The 12,424-nt window shown below is 74.1% G+C and carries 16 protein-coding genes; 7 read left to right on the top strand and 9 right to left on the bottom strand.

Annotated elements, in window-relative coordinates; genetic code table 11:
* Positions 1 to 49 precede the first annotated feature (49 nt).
* On the bottom strand, positions 50 to 433 hold the full coding sequence (locus C1N81_RS36710; protein ID WP_394435693.1) for a DUF3037 domain-containing protein: 384 nt from the start codon (positions 431 to 433) through the stop codon (positions 50 to 52).
* The gene (locus tag C1N81_RS36705) at positions 430 to 1,242 is read right to left on the bottom strand and encodes a HipA family kinase (protein WP_394435692.1); all 813 of its coding nucleotides are present in this window, start codon (positions 1,240 to 1,242) and stop codon (positions 430 to 432) included. The genes C1N81_RS36710 and C1N81_RS36705 overlap by 4 nt, the downstream gene beginning before the upstream one ends.
* Before the next feature lie 107 nt (positions 1,243 to 1,349).
* Here C1N81_RS36705 and C1N81_RS36700 point away from each other — a divergent pair, with 107 nt between their 5' ends.
* A complete protein-coding gene (locus C1N81_RS36700) occupies positions 1,350 to 1,811 on the top strand; it encodes a Rieske (2Fe-2S) protein (RefSeq protein ID WP_394435691.1) in 462 nt (153 codons plus the stop codon).
* On the opposite strand, the gene C1N81_RS36695 is transcribed toward C1N81_RS36700, so the two are convergent.
* Complete coding sequence (locus C1N81_RS36695; RefSeq protein WP_394435690.1) at positions 1,798 to 2,439, bottom strand: cysteine hydrolase; 642 nt, start codon at positions 2,437 to 2,439, stop codon at positions 1,798 to 1,800. The two genes, C1N81_RS36700 and C1N81_RS36695, sit on opposite strands and share 14 nt — an antisense overlap.
* A 134-nt stretch (positions 2,440 to 2,573) precedes the next feature.
* Between C1N81_RS36695 and C1N81_RS36690 the strand changes: the two genes are divergently transcribed.
* On the top strand, positions 2,574 to 3,044 hold the full coding sequence (locus C1N81_RS36690) for a pyridoxamine 5'-phosphate oxidase family protein (protein WP_394435689.1): 471 nt from the start codon (positions 2,574 to 2,576) through the stop codon (positions 3,042 to 3,044).
* 31 nt (positions 3,045 to 3,075) lie between these two features.
* Here the strand turns inward: C1N81_RS36690 and C1N81_RS36685 are convergent, their stop codons facing one another.
* Positions 3,076 to 3,999, bottom strand: a complete 924-nt coding sequence (locus tag C1N81_RS36685; protein WP_394435688.1) for a LysR family transcriptional regulator — start codon at positions 3,997 to 3,999, stop codon at positions 3,076 to 3,078.
* A gap of 91 nt (positions 4,000 to 4,090) precedes the next feature.
* Here C1N81_RS36685 and C1N81_RS36680 point away from each other — a divergent pair, with 91 nt between their 5' ends.
* A complete protein-coding gene (locus C1N81_RS36680; protein ID WP_394435687.1) occupies positions 4,091 to 5,116 on the top strand; it encodes a DMT family transporter in 1,026 nt (341 codons plus the stop codon).
* On the opposite strand, the gene C1N81_RS36675 is transcribed toward C1N81_RS36680, so the two are convergent.
* The gene (locus tag C1N81_RS36675) at positions 5,107 to 6,438 is read right to left on the bottom strand and encodes an aminotransferase class I/II-fold pyridoxal phosphate-dependent enzyme (RefSeq protein WP_394435686.1); all 1,332 of its coding nucleotides are present in this window, start codon (positions 6,436 to 6,438) and stop codon (positions 5,107 to 5,109) included. The two genes, C1N81_RS36680 and C1N81_RS36675, sit on opposite strands and share 10 nt — an antisense overlap.
* 37 nt (positions 6,439 to 6,475) lie before the next feature.
* Here C1N81_RS36675 and C1N81_RS36670 point away from each other — a divergent pair, with 37 nt between their 5' ends.
* On the top strand, positions 6,476 to 7,171 hold the full coding sequence (locus C1N81_RS36670) for a pyridoxamine 5'-phosphate oxidase family protein (RefSeq protein ID WP_394435685.1): 696 nt from the start codon (positions 6,476 to 6,478) through the stop codon (positions 7,169 to 7,171).
* Positions 7,165 to 7,812, top strand: a complete 648-nt coding sequence (locus tag C1N81_RS36665; protein ID WP_394435684.1) for an FMN-binding negative transcriptional regulator — start codon at positions 7,165 to 7,167, stop codon at positions 7,810 to 7,812. Before C1N81_RS36670 ends, C1N81_RS36665 begins: the two co-directional genes overlap by 7 nt.
* 7 nt (positions 7,813 to 7,819) lie before the next feature.
* Here C1N81_RS36665 and C1N81_RS36660 read toward each other — a convergent pair whose 3' ends face one another.
* From C1N81_RS36660 to C1N81_RS36650, 3 genes are all read right to left on the bottom strand, one after another.
* Complete coding sequence (locus C1N81_RS36660) at positions 7,820 to 8,728, bottom strand: DMT family transporter (RefSeq protein ID WP_394438472.1); 909 nt, start codon at positions 8,726 to 8,728, stop codon at positions 7,820 to 7,822.
* 453 nt (positions 8,729 to 9,181) lie between these two features.
* A complete protein-coding gene (locus tag C1N81_RS36655) occupies positions 9,182 to 10,213 on the bottom strand; it encodes an EamA family transporter (protein WP_394435683.1) in 1,032 nt (343 codons plus the stop codon).
* 91 nt (positions 10,214 to 10,304) lie between these two features.
* A complete protein-coding gene (locus C1N81_RS36650; protein ID WP_394435682.1) occupies positions 10,305 to 10,820 on the bottom strand; it encodes a Clp protease N-terminal domain-containing protein in 516 nt (171 codons plus the stop codon).
* 112 nt (positions 10,821 to 10,932) lie between these two features.
* On the opposite strand from C1N81_RS36650, the gene C1N81_RS36645 reads away from it, so the two are divergent.
* Together C1N81_RS36645 and C1N81_RS36640 are read left to right on the top strand one after the other, a co-directional pair.
* Positions 10,933 to 11,145, top strand: a complete 213-nt coding sequence (locus C1N81_RS36645) for a hypothetical protein (RefSeq protein WP_394435681.1) — start codon at positions 10,933 to 10,935, stop codon at positions 11,143 to 11,145.
* An 80-nt stretch (positions 11,146 to 11,225) separates the two neighbouring features.
* Positions 11,226 to 11,654 carry a type II toxin-antitoxin system Rv0910 family toxin gene (locus tag C1N81_RS36640; protein WP_394435680.1) on the top strand — a complete coding sequence of 143 codons (429 nt, stop codon included), beginning with the start codon at positions 11,226 to 11,228 and terminating at the stop codon, positions 11,652 to 11,654.
* Positions 11,655 to 11,755: 101 nt separating this feature from the next.
* Here C1N81_RS36640 and C1N81_RS36635 read toward each other — a convergent pair whose 3' ends face one another.
* Entirely contained in the window at positions 11,756 to 12,388 is a 633-nt protein-coding gene (locus tag C1N81_RS36635) for a helix-turn-helix transcriptional regulator (RefSeq protein ID WP_394435679.1), read from the bottom strand.
* Between the last annotated feature and the right edge of the window lie 36 nt (positions 12,389 to 12,424).

Here is a 12,424-nt window from a genome sequence, read left to right as displayed (position 1 = left end):
CCCGGTGTCAACGTACCCACCGGGTGCCCCTGATCACTCAGCGCGCCGGTCAGCGGACGAGGAGCGTGAGGAGCCGCTCGGCCTCGGCCGCCGGATCCGCCGTCAGACCCGTGTGCACGGGTCCCGGCCGCACCACTGTCGAGCGGGGCGCGATCAGCCACCGGTAGCGGCGGCCCGCGTCGTCGGCCGCGGCCTGGCCCGCGCTCTCGCCGCCCCGGCAGTGCCTCTCGACGGCGTGCAGGAGGGCCCGTACCCCCGCCACGTCCGCCTCGGGGTCGAGGGCGAGCAGCCGCGCCTCGTCGAGGTGCGTGAGCGCGGTGACGAAGGACTTGGCGCGGCAGTACACGACGACGCCGGCGTTGATCTGCTCGCCGCGTTCGACGCGGGGGACGACGCGCAGCAGCGCGTACTCGTAGACATCGCGCTCGCTCACAGAGCCGCTCCTCGCGTGATCCAGCCGGCGGTGGGGACGGCCCGGGCGGGTCCTGCCCCGGGCAGCCGGACGCGCTCGTGGACGGTCGCCGCGCGTTCGGCGAGGATCTCCACGTACGCGCGCCGCACGGCGTCGGGGCCGTCGAACCCCGGCTCGTCGGCGAGCCACACGTCGGGCACGTCCGCGGCGGCCTCGGTGAGCAGGTCCTCGGTGACGCGGGGCGCCAGGTCGGCGGCGGCCGCGGCGACGTCGGGCCCGAACGGGGCGAGGGCGTGGTCCGTGGCGTCGTACGGCTTGGCCGCCCAGGCGGCGGCGGTGCGCCAGTTGTGGTGCCAGATCATGGTCGCGCCGTGGTCGATCAGCCACAGGTCGCCGCCGTGGACGAGCATGTTGGGGTTGCGCCAGGACCGGTCGACGTTGTTGATCAGCGCGTCGAACCAGACGACCCGGCCCGCCTCGGCGGGGCCGACCGCGTAGGCGAGCGGGTCGAAGCCGAGCGCGCGCGGCAGGAACCGCATCCCCAGATTGGTGCCGCCGCTCGCCTTGAGCAGCTCCTGCACCTCCGGGTCGGGTTCGCCGAGCCCGAGCACCGGGTCGAGGCCGAGGGCGACCAGCTCCGGCACCCGGAAGCCGAGCGCGCGGGCGAGCTGTCCGCAGATCACCTCGGCGACGAGCGTCTTGCGGCCCTGCCCGGCGCCGGTGAACTTCATGACGTACGAGGTCAGATCATCGGCCTCGACCAGGCCAGGGAGCGATCCGCCCTCCCTCAATGGGGTGACGTAGCGGGTCGCCGCGACTTCGGTGAGCATGCGCCCAGGTTAGGAGATCGGTGCGCCGTTGAACGCTCGGGGATCACCGCACGTACCGGAGAGCACCCCCACACGGGATCCAGTCGACCGTCGAAAGGACCGACAGCATGACCGATACGAACATGTCCGCGCCGCTGGGCCCGGCGCCCGCGCGCCGTACCGTCGTCGCGGCGGTCGGCGCCGTGGGGCTCGCCGCCGCGCTGACCGCCTGCGGCGGCTCGGAGGGCGACGGGTCGTCCGAACCGGCGGGCAACGCCTCGTCGGCGGGCGGCGGCGCGGGGGGCGCGGAGCTGGCGAAGGTCTCCGACATCCCCGAGGGCGGCGGCAAGGTCTTCGCCGACGCGGGGGTGGTGGTGACCCAGCCTGCCAAGGGCCGGTTCAAGGGGTTCAGCAGCACCTGTACGCATCAGGGGTGCGCGGTGACCAAGGTCGAGGCCGGCACGATCGACTGCCCGTGCCACGGCAGTAAGTTCTCCATCGAGGACGGCAGCGTCAAGAGCCCGCCGGCCACGCGTCCGCTGCCGGAGAAGCAGATCAAGGTGACCGGCGAATCGATCACCCTCGCCTAGGCCGCTTCCAGGCGGCCAGGACGTCGTTCGTCGTCGTCACGGTGGCGACGAGCGCGAGCGTGTTGCGGACCATCGCGGGGGTGTAGTCGGCGGGCACCCCCGCGATGGCGTCTTTGGGGACGGCGACGGTATAGCCCCGGTTCACGGCGTCGAAGACCGCGTTCGGGATGGCCACGTTGGCGGAGACGCCGGTGACGACGAGCGTGCGGCAGCCGAGGTTGCGCAGGAGCGGGTCCACGTCGGTGCCCGCGATCGGTGAGAGCCCGTGCAGACGGCGGACGACGAGGTCCTCGTCGGCGACCTCGATGGGCGGGGCGATCCGGACGGCCTTGGACCCCGACAGCTGTTGTACGGGGAGGCGTTCGGCGGCGCGGAAGAGGCGGGCGTTGCGGTTGGCGCCGCGGCCGTCCGGGCGGCGCTCGGCCACGGCGTGCACCACTTGGACCCCGCTCTCGTGCGCGGCGGCGACCAGCCGGGCCACATGGACGAGCGCGCCGGAGGTGCGGGCCGCGTCGGCGAGTTCGGGCAGGGCGCTGTCCGTGCCGACGACGCCCTGCTGGCACTCGACGGTCAGCAGCACGGTGTACGCCGGGTCGAGCAGTTCGGCCAGGTCCTCGCGCGTCGCCATGGCGCCCCCCTGTACGTCGTCGCCTCCGGGGGCTGGAGACTAGCCACCATTGCGCGGGGACGGAAGAGACCGCATCCTGCTTTTCTGACGCCGCGTCAGCTCACCATTCCTCCGCACACGGACAAGGAGCGCTCATGGCCGCCACCCGGCAGCGCAGGGGACGCAAGATCATGATGACCCCGCAGGAGCTGGACTCGTTCCTCACCGAACAGCGCACTTGCCGGGTGGCCACGGTGTCGGCGGACGGGACACCGCACGTCAGCCCGCTGTGGTTCGTGTGGGACGGCACCTCCTTGTGGCTGTACTCCCTCGCGCGCAGCCGCCGCTGGGCCGACCTGCGGGCCGACGGACGGATGGCCGTGGTGGTCGACGCGGGCGAGGACTACGGGGAGCTGCGCGGCGTCGAGCTGTCCGGGCGCGTCGAGTTCGTCGGCGAGTCGCCGCGGACGGGCGAGCCGTGCCCCGAACTCGACGCGCCCGAAGGGCTGTTCGCGCGGAAGAACTTCGGCATGTCCGAGATGTTCCACGACGGCCGCCACGCCTGGGCCCGCCTCACCCCGGACAAGATCGCCTCCTGGGACTTCCGGAAGCTGGCGGATCTGTAGGAGGCCCCGGGAGCCCGCGGGGCAGGACGGGTCAGCCCCGGCCCGCCGCCACCTGTCCGAGATCCGCGCCCGCCTTGCGCAGTGCTTCCACCGCCGCCCTGATCGAGGGGCGGCGGTCGGCGTCCGCGCGCCAGACCACGTAGACGTGGCGCCGCACCTGATGCCGGACCGGGACGGTCACCACGCCGGACGGCATCGGGTCGCGGCCGAGCAGGGGCGCCACGCACACGCCGAGCCCGGCGGCGACGAGCGCGAGCTGGGTGTGGGTCTCGGCGGCGATGTGGCCGATGCGGGGTTCGACGCCGCCGGCGCGGAGCGTGAACACCAGCCACTCGTGGCAGAACTCCCCCTCGCCCCAGGTGATCCAGTCGTCGTCGGCGAAGTCCTCCAGGCGGACCTCGGCGCGGTCCGCGAGCGGATGCCCGGCGGGCATCGCGATGTCCGCCGGGTCGTCGAGGACGCTCGCCTTGACGAGCCCGTCGGGCAGCGGCATCGGCTTGTTGTGCCAGTCGAGCACGACGGCCAGGTCGAGGTCGCCGCGGAGCACCCCGGCGACACCGCCCTCCGGCTCCGACTCGCGCGAGCGCACGCGCAGTTGCGGGTGGGCGGCGCGCAGTGCGGCGACCGCGGCGGGGACGAGGCCGCGCGCGGCGGTCGGGAACGCGGAGAGCCGCAGCTCGCCCACGACCTGCCCGCGCTGCGCCTCCAGATCGGACTGGGCCAGCTCGACCTGCGACAGGATCCGCCCGGAGTGCTCGGCGAGCAGCCGCCCCGCGTCGGTGAGGCGCACCCCGCGCCCGTGCTTGGCGAGGAGTTGCTGACCGACCTCGCGCTCCAGCTTCGTCATCTGCTGCGAGACGGCGGACGTCGTCACGTGCAGCGCGTCGGCGGCGCCGCTGACCGAGCCGTGCCGGGCCAGCGCGTCCAGGACGCGCAACCGCTCCAGGTTCAACATGACAGCGATGCTATAGGTAAGCACCGCTAATGAATACCGGGCAAATAATCTCGCTTGTGCTACGAAGAAGCGGGGCGCGATCCTTACGTCCATGAGCACCGTGACCCCCGCGAGCGCCGCCCCCGCCGCATCCGCCGCCCCCGCCCCCGCCGCCTCCGACACAGGCACCGCCGACGCCGTCACCGACACCTCGGCCGGTACGCCGGCCGCCCCGCCGCGCCGCGCCCTCGACTGGCGCGTCCGCTTCGGCGTGCTGTCCCTCATCTGGGGCTTCAGCTTCCTGCTCATCAAGGTGGGCACGGACGGCTACGCCCCGTTCCAGGTGACGCTCGGCCGCCTGCTCTTCGGCACGCTCGTCCTTGTCGCGGCGATGGCCGTGAAGCGGGAGCGGCTGCCGCGCTCCGCTCGGACCTGGGGCCACCTGACGGTCGCGGCGTTCTTCCTGAACGCGCTGCCGTTCTCGCTGTTCGCCTTCGCCGAGGAGACGATCCCCTCGACGCTCGCCGGGATCTGCAACGCGACGTCCCCGCTGTGGGGCATGGCCCTCTCCCTGGTCGCCCTTTCGGAGGACCGGCCGACCCGGCGCCGGGTCGCGGGCCTCGGCATCGGCTTCCTGGGCGTGCTCACGGTCCTCGGCGTCTGGCAGGGCTTCCACGGCCTGGACGTGACGGGCACGGCGATGGCGCTGCTCGCCTCGTTCAGCTACCCGGTCGGCTGGATCTACCTCCGCCGCACCCTCGCCCGCACCGGCGACTCCCACCTGTCGATGACCGGCGCCCAACTGCTGCTCGCCACCGTGCAACTGGCCGTCGTCACGCCCCTGTTCACGTCCTGGCCGCACGACTTCCCGGTGCTCCCGCTCCTGTCGATCGTCGCGCTCGGCGCCCTGGGCACCGGTCTCGCGGTCCTCATCCAGTACGGCCTGGTCGCCGAGGTCGGGCCGACGACGGCGCAGATGGTCACGTACTTCATCCCGGTGATCGCCACCGCGGCGGGCGTCGCGCTCCTCGGCGAGTCCCTGAGCTGGTCGACCCCGGTCGGCGCGGTGATCGTGCTCGCGGGCGCCGCGCTCACCCAGCCCCGGAACAGGCCCTCCCGCCCCCGCCGTCAGGCGTAGTGCCGCGCCGGTCCCGCCCCGACCGACGCCGCCACCGCCTCCGCCACCGCCCGGACCTCCCCGAGGTCCAGGCGGCTCACGGTGATCCGGACGCCCGGCGCCGCCGTCATCCGGAACCGCGCGCCCGGGGCGACCGCCCAGCCCGCGTGGAGGAGCCGGGCCACCGCGCCGGTCTCGTCGGGGACCGGCACCCACACGTTCATGCCGCTGCGGCCGTGCGCGGCGACGCCCCGCTCGGCGAGGGCCGCGATGAGCGCGTCGCGCCGCTCGCCGTACGACGCGGCGACGGCCCGCGGGTCCACGGCGCCGCTCTCCCACAGTCCGGCCACCGCCCGCTGCACGATCCGGCTGACCCAGCCGGGGCCGAGGCGCTGGCGGCCGCGCACCCGGTCCAGGGTGACGGGGTCGCCGGTGAGCACCGCGAGCCGCAGGTCCGGGCCGTAGGCCTTGGCGACGGAGCGGACGAACGCCCAGTGCCGCACGGTTCCGGCGAGCGGGCGCAGCGGCAGGTCGACGATGCCGTGCCCGTGGTCGTCCTCGATGAGCAGCACGTCCGGGTGCGCGGCGAGCACCGAACGCAGGGCCTGCGCGCGGTCCGCGCTCACGGCGGCGCCGGTCGGGTTCTGCGCGCGGTCGGTGACCACGAGCGCCCGCGCGCCCTCGCCCAGGGCCCGTTCGACGTCGTCCGGCAGCGGCCCGTCGTCGTCCACGCCGACCGGCACGAGCCGCAGCCCGAGCGCGGGCACGAGATCCAGCATGCTGCCCCAGCCGGGGTCCTCGACCGCGACCGCGTCCCCGGGCTTCAGATGCGCGGCCAGCACCCGTTCGATCGCGTCGAGCGACCCGGACGTGACGGCCACCGGCCCTTCGGGCACCCCGTCGCGGTCCAGGTCGGCCCGCGCGCGGCGCACCAGCGCGGGCTCCAGGGGATCGTCCCCGTAGAGCACGGGCTCCCGGTCGGCGATGCCGGCGGCCGCGGTGAACGCCTCGGCGAGGGACGGCAGCAGCGCCGTGTCCGGGTTGCCGTCGGACACGTCCCGCACACCCGGCGGCACGTCCACCCTGATGCGCTCGCGCGCGGTCGTGGCGGGCTTCGGGCGCACGCGGCTGCCCCGCCGGCCCGCGGTCTCGATGACCCCGCGCTCGCGCAGGGTGCGGTACGCGGCCGCGACCGTGTTCGGGTTCACCCCCAGCCGCTGCGCCAACTCCCGCATGGGCGGCAGCAGTTGGCCCGGGGCGAGACCGCCGTCGGCCACCGCGCGCTCGACGCTCGCGGAAATCTCGGCGGCGCGCCGCCCTTCGATCGGATACTCTCCTAGCACAAACCACAGTTTGCACTAGTGCAATGGAGTCCGCAACATGAGCGTCGCCCCCGAACCCCCGGCCGCCACCCGCGAGAACGCCTACACCGCGACGGAGCGCACGGTCCCGACCCGTTCCAAGGAGCGCGCTTCCTACGACCGCGACCTGGTGCACGCGATACTCGACGAGGCCTACGTCTGCCACCTCGGCTTCGTGCGCGACGGCGCGCCGGTCGTTCTCCCGACCCTCTACGGCCGCGTCGGCGAGCGCCTCTACGTGCACGGCTCCACGGGCTCGCGCCCGCTGCGGACGGCCGGGCAGCTGGACCCGGGCCTTCCGGTCTGCCTGACGGTGACCCATGTCGACGGCCTCGTCCTCGCTCGCTCGGCCTTCCACCACTCGATCAACTACCGCTCCGTGGTGGTCCACGGCATCGCGCACCAGGTCACCGACCCGGAGGAGAAGCGGCTCGCCCTGGACGCGCTCGTCGACCACGTGGTGCCGGGCCGCGCCGCCGACTCCCGCCCGGCCGACGCCAAGGAGCTGGCCGCGACCGCCGTGCTCGCCCTCGACCTCGCCGAGGTCTGCGCGAAGGTCCGCACCGGCGGCCCCAACGACGAGCCCGAGGACCTGGAGCTGCCGCACTGGACCGGCGTCGTGCCCGTGCGCCGGGAGTACGGCCCGCTCGTCCCGGCCGACGATCTCGCCGACGGCATCGAGGTCCCCGCCTACCTGCGGGCGCTGTCGTGCTGATCCACCCCTGGGACGCGGCCCGCTCCCCCGCCGAGTGGCAACGGTGGCTGGCCGCTCACGACTTCGGCCAGCTCGCGGTCAACGGCCCGCCGGGCGAACCGCCCTTCGTGCAGCCCCTGCACTTCGCCTACGACCCGTCGGCGGGCGGCGAGTTCGGCCGGGCCGTCGCCCATCTCGCCCGCCCGAACCCGCTGTGGCCCGCGCTCGACGCCCGCCCCGAGGTACTGCTCAGCGTCGTCGACGACTACGCCTTCGTGCCGGGACCCTGGCAGGCGCTGCCCGGCGCCCCCGCCGAGCACGGGACGCCGACCAGCGTCTACACCGCCGTCCAGCTCCGCTGCACCGCCCACGTCGTGGACGACCCCGGGGAGAAGGCCGCGCTGCTCGACCGCCAGGTCGGCCACTTCCAGCCGCCCGGCCTCTCCGCGACGGTGGCGGTGGGCGAGGCCCCGTACGGGCGGCTGCTCGCCGGGATCCGTGGCCTACGGCTCGAAGTGACCGGCGTACGCGCGAAGTTCAAGTACGCCGGACACAAGCCGGAGGAGGTCCAGGACCGGATCGCCGCGGGCCTCGCGGACCGGGGCGCCCCCGGCGACGCCGCCGCCCTCGCCGGGCAGCGACGGCGCCGCGCGGAGGCATGACCCGTGCTCACGCCGCGGTTCTGGCCTCCGCCACCGCGAGCCCGCCCACCGCGGCCAGCATCAGCGCCGTACCCGCGACGGTGGCGGCGGTCAGCCGCTCCCCGAGCAGCGTCACGGCGATGAGCGCCGCGGCGACCGGTTCGAGCAGCATGACCACGGACACCGTGGCGGACCGCACGACGGCCGCGCCCGCGAAATACAAGGAGTAGGCGAGCGCCGTCGGCACGGACGCGGTGTAGGCAAGGAGCGCCAGGATTTCCAGGGCCCTGGCCGTGTGCGGGACCAGCCCCTCGGCCGCGCCGAGCGGCAGCAGCGCGAGCGAGGCGACCGCGAACGTGGCCACGGTCGTGCCGAGCTGGTCACCGGCGCGGCCCGCCCGGCCGAACCACCGGGTGAGCAGCGTCATCACGGCGTACCCGGCGGCGGAAAGCAGCGCCCACACCACACCGAGGGGACGTACGGTCGCCCCGCCGCCGGCCAGGACTAGCACCGCGAGCCCGCCGAGCGCGCCCGTCACGGCGACGGTCCCGCCGCGCCCGAGCCGCTCCCCCATCGTCAGCCGGGCGCCGAGCGCGATGAGCACCGGGCCCGCGCCGAGCGTGACGACGGTGGCGACGGCGAGGCCCGTCACCCCGACCGCGGCGAAGTAGGCGGTCTGGAACACGGCCAGGCACAGCCCGAGCACGACGTACCGGACGGACCTGCGGCCGAGCGGTTCGCCCGCCGGGACGGGTGCGGACCCGCGCCGCAGCACCCGGGCGCCCACGAGCAGGACGAGACCCCCGGCGCACCGCCAGAACGACAGGGCGGCGGGCCCCATGTCGCTCTGCCGGAACACGACGGAGGCGGCGCCGCCCGCGGTGCCCCAGGCGACACCGGCGCCGACGAGGTACAACAGGCCGCGCCCCACGGGCAGTCGGGGCGCGGGACGGACATCGGAAGAAGGCGCGGCTGAGCCGGCCGGAACTGCGTGCGACACGTGGATCTCCACGGAAGGGACCCCGCCACGGCGAGGCCCGGGGACACGGACTCGTCCTGCGCGGACAGCCACGAGACCCCGGCCGCCCGCGAGCGGGCCCGTCGGGCGGATCCTCCGAGAACGGCACGGCACGGCCACGGCCACGGTGATGGCCTGCGGCTGCGGCTGCGGCTGCGGCTGCCAGAAGGATCGACGCCCACCCGGGACACGCGCCCCTGCGGATCGGCAGCACCGTGCGGACCGGCACCGAGGGTGCCGGTCTCCTCTCACGGCGGCGGATCGCCGGACGTGACGCCCCGGGTCCGGCCGGTTGTGTGCACCGGCCGGGCGGACGGGCCCTAGACCGCCGGAGGCGGAAGTACGAGTGCGCGTGCGTGCATGATCGTCACCCTAGACCGCGCCGCCCGACCGGGACAACGTGGTTTCCGCCGCTTCCGCCGGTTCCGCCGCGACCGGCCCGGGGTCGGCGGCCACCGGCTTCGAGGACTGCGCGATGAACGCCCCGACCAGCACGACCGCACCGCCGAACAACTGCGGCGCCGACAGGTGCTCGCCGAGCAGCACCCACGCGAGGACCGTCGCGATCACCGCCTCCAGGCACGCCACGACCCCGGCCACCTGCGGAGAAAGACGCCGTACGGACACCACCCCGGTGACGTAGGCGACGACCGTCGCGAGCAGCACGAGCCAGCAGAGCAACAGCCAGGCCGGGACGGCGGTGCCGTTCATGGCGGCCTCACCCGTGAGCACGGACCAGTCCATGGACCAGGGCCGGGCGACGACGGTGAGCACGACGGTGCCGACCAGCAGTCCGTGGGCGATGACGCCGAACGGGTCGGGCACCTCACCGCCCAAGGCCCCCGCGTCGCTGCCCTGGTCGGACAGGACGAAGTAGCCCACCTGGCAACAGGCGGCGGCCAGGGCGAGCAGCAGCCCGAGCGCGTCGAAGCTGAGCCCCGCCCACACCTCCACCACGCACGCGAGGCCGCCGACCGCGAGGACGACGCCGAGCGCGGCGGCGCGGGTCACCGGCTTGCGCTGCACGAAGCGGACCCAGCCGAGCACGAGCGCGGGCGCCAGATACTCGATGAGCAGGGCCACCCCGACCGGGATGCGGGAGATCGCCGCGAAGTAACAGGCCTGCACACCGGCGACGGCGAGCAGTCCGAACCCGAGGAGCAGCAGGGGCCTGTGCCGCACCAGGGCGCGGTGGCGCCAGGCGACGGGCAGCATGACGAGGGCGGCACCCGCGACCCGCAGCCACACCACGTGGAGGGGATCGAGCCCCGCCTCGATCAGCGGTTTCGCCGCGACGCCCGAGCCGCCGAACGCCAGCGCGGAGACCAGCGCGAGCCCGAGCCCGAAGCCGCGCCCTCTGGTTCTCCGACTCTCCCGCAACTCCTTCGACCCATGCACCGGCACATCATGACAGGGCGCGTCAGTACCGTCACCCCCGATGGCGCCTGTCTCACAGAACGGACGCACAGCACGCCCCGCGGTGCGTCGTCCGAGGTCAGCCGAGCCGCCGCCGCAACCGCGCCACCTCCACGCCCGCGCGGCCGAGCACCTCCACCGCCCGGCACTCGCCGTCCGCCGCGAGCGCCGCAAGGAGGTCCAGGCCGCGCGCCCACGCCTCCCCGCGCGACGCGGCCCGCGCGCTGGCCGCCTCCATCGCGGCGGCGACCAGCGGCGACAAAGCGGGGGCTCCCCCGAGGACGGGCACGGCGCCGGAATCCTCCACCGCGCCCTGCCACCGCAGCCCGTAGCCGATGCTGCGCTGCACCAGATAGCCGAGAAGCCGCGCGACCTGCGCCTTGTCGTCGAAGGCCGCCCGCACCTCGGGGTCGGCCTCGAGCAGCGAGTGCAGCAGATGGGCCGTGTCGATCTGCCGGTCCCCGTCCCGCAGCGCACGCCGCCGGGCGCCCGCGACCACCGGGGCCAGCGCGTCGCCGAGCGGGGCGGCGGGGGCGTTCGACGGGGTAGGACTCTGCACGTAACCCACCCCATCAGCCCCGATGCACAGGAACATCCCCGGCGAGGAGCATCTTCGCGTCCGACACAAGGTGGGCATACGGGTACGACGTCTCCTCCTCAAGGAGGAGAGGCAACCGCCACCCCCACCCCGCTCGTCCGTCACAGACATGGAGAGCGGGTGCTGGATCGTGACCCTGCCCGCGGTCGACGGCAGGCAGTACGTGTACCGGGTGTACGCCCCCGCCGACGCGCTGCCCGCCGATCTGTTCTGGGACGCCTGGCACTGCCACGACGAGGGGCCGCACCCGCGCGCGTACGACGTGTTCGACGCGGCGCGGATCGAGCGCGTGGGCGGCGCCGTGGACACGAAGCATTTCTGACGGTTCATCAGTATTGAATGTTCGAGGCCGGACGGCTACTTTCCGCGACACATCACCGTTGCCTGCCGAAGGGGTGCCGCATGGCCGAGGTCAGCGCGGAAGCACGCATCGAGGCGCCCGCCGAGAAGGTCTGGGCGCGGCTCACGGACTTCACCTCGTACGGGGAGTGGAACGCGACCCACACCGGCTTCCCCAAGGGTGCTCCCACCGACCTCCGGGTCGGCGGGCAGTTCGAGGAGAACATGAAACTGATGGGGTTCCCGGCCGAGGTCACCTGGACCGTCGAGGAGCTGGTGAGCCCGCGCACGCTCGCGATCGGCGGGAAGGGCCCGATGGGCGTGCACGTCAGCACGCGCTACACCCTCGCACCCGACGGGGACGCGACGACGATCCGCGCCGACGGCGCGTTCACGGGCGCCGCCGTCTCCTTGATGGCGGGCAAGCTGAAGGACTCGGCGACGGCCGCGCTCCAGGAGTCCCTGCGCAAACTGGCGGCGCTGGTGACCTGAACCCGTACACATCCCTCCGGACACGAAGAGGCGCCCGTACGTGGCTGACGTACGGGCGCCTCTCGCGCGCTCTGTCCCCCGGCGGTCGAGCCCGCACGGGCTCAGTCCTCGTCGGCGAGGATCAGGTACAGCTTCTTGCGCGCTTCGTTGATCACGGAGAGCGCCTTCTCGCGCTGCCCCTTGCTGCCGGTCTTCCAGACCTGGCCGAACGCCTCCATCAGACCGAAGCCGGCCTGCCGGATCTCGTTCATGGCGTCCCAGTCGACGCCGCGGCCCGCCTCCTCCCAGGGGGCCTCGGGGCCCTCCTCGGCGGCGGTGCGGCCGTCGTCGGTGAGCGAGAAGAGCTTCTTGCCGCCCTCGCTGGCGCTGGCGATCAGGCCCTCGTCCTCGAGCAGCTGGAGCGTGGGGTAGACGGAGCCCGGGCTGGGCTTCCACGCGCCGCCGCTGCGCTCGGCGATCTCCTGGATCATCTCGTAGCCGTGCATCGGACGGTCCTTGAGGAGGGCCAGGATCGAGGCGCGCACGTCACCGCGGCGCGCTCGCCCCCTGGGCCCGCCGCCGCGACCGCCGCGGCCGCCCCAGGGCCCCGGGCCGAAGCCGGGTCCGAAGGGTCCGAACGCCGCGCGCCGGCCTTCGAAGCCACCGCGTTCGAACCCGCCGCGCTCGAATCCGCCCCGGCCCTCGCGGCCGGGTCCGTAGTGTCCATGTCCATGGTCGTGTCCGTGGGTACGCATGGGAATCAGTCCTTTCATCACTGATCGTGGGTGTCG

This window comes from Streptomyces sp. SGAir0957, from assembly GCF_043523415.1.
The sequence above is the reverse complement of the archived record's forward strand: the minus strand, read 5'-3'. Positions and strand labels throughout refer to the sequence as shown.

Excerpts from the sequence above, each read along its gene's own strand:
- C1N81_RS36705 (WP_394435692.1), bottom strand. The coding sequence starts at position 1,242 with ATGCTCACCGAAGTCGCGGCGACCCGCTACGTCACCCCATTGAGGGAG.
- C1N81_RS36700 (WP_394435691.1), top strand. The coding sequence starts at position 1,350 with ATGACCGATACGAACATGTCCGCGCCGCTGGGCCCGGCGCCCGCGCGC.
- C1N81_RS36695 (WP_394435690.1), bottom strand. The coding sequence starts at position 2,439 with ATGGCGACGCGCGAGGACCTGGCCGAACTGCTCGACCCGGCGTACACC.
- C1N81_RS36690 (WP_394435689.1), top strand. The coding sequence starts at position 2,574 with ATGGCCGCCACCCGGCAGCGCAGGGGACGCAAGATCATGATGACCCCG.
- C1N81_RS36685 (WP_394435688.1), bottom strand. The coding sequence starts at position 3,999 with ATGTTGAACCTGGAGCGGTTGCGCGTCCTGGACGCGCTGGCCCGGCAC.
- C1N81_RS36680 (WP_394435687.1), top strand. The coding sequence starts at position 4,091 with ATGAGCACCGTGACCCCCGCGAGCGCCGCCCCCGCCGCATCCGCCGCC.
- C1N81_RS36670 (WP_394435685.1), top strand. The coding sequence starts at position 6,476 with ATGAGCGTCGCCCCCGAACCCCCGGCCGCCACCCGCGAGAACGCCTAC.
- C1N81_RS36650 (WP_394435682.1), bottom strand. The coding sequence starts at position 10,820 with ATGTTCCTGTGCATCGGGGCTGATGGGGTGGGTTACGTGCAGAGTCCT.
- C1N81_RS36645 (WP_394435681.1), top strand. The coding sequence starts at position 10,933 with ATGGAGAGCGGGTGCTGGATCGTGACCCTGCCCGCGGTCGACGGCAGG.
- C1N81_RS36640 (WP_394435680.1), top strand. The coding sequence starts at position 11,226 with ATGGCCGAGGTCAGCGCGGAAGCACGCATCGAGGCGCCCGCCGAGAAG.
- C1N81_RS36635 (WP_394435679.1), bottom strand. The coding sequence starts at position 12,388 with ATGCGTACCCACGGACACGACCATGGACATGGACACTACGGACCCGGC.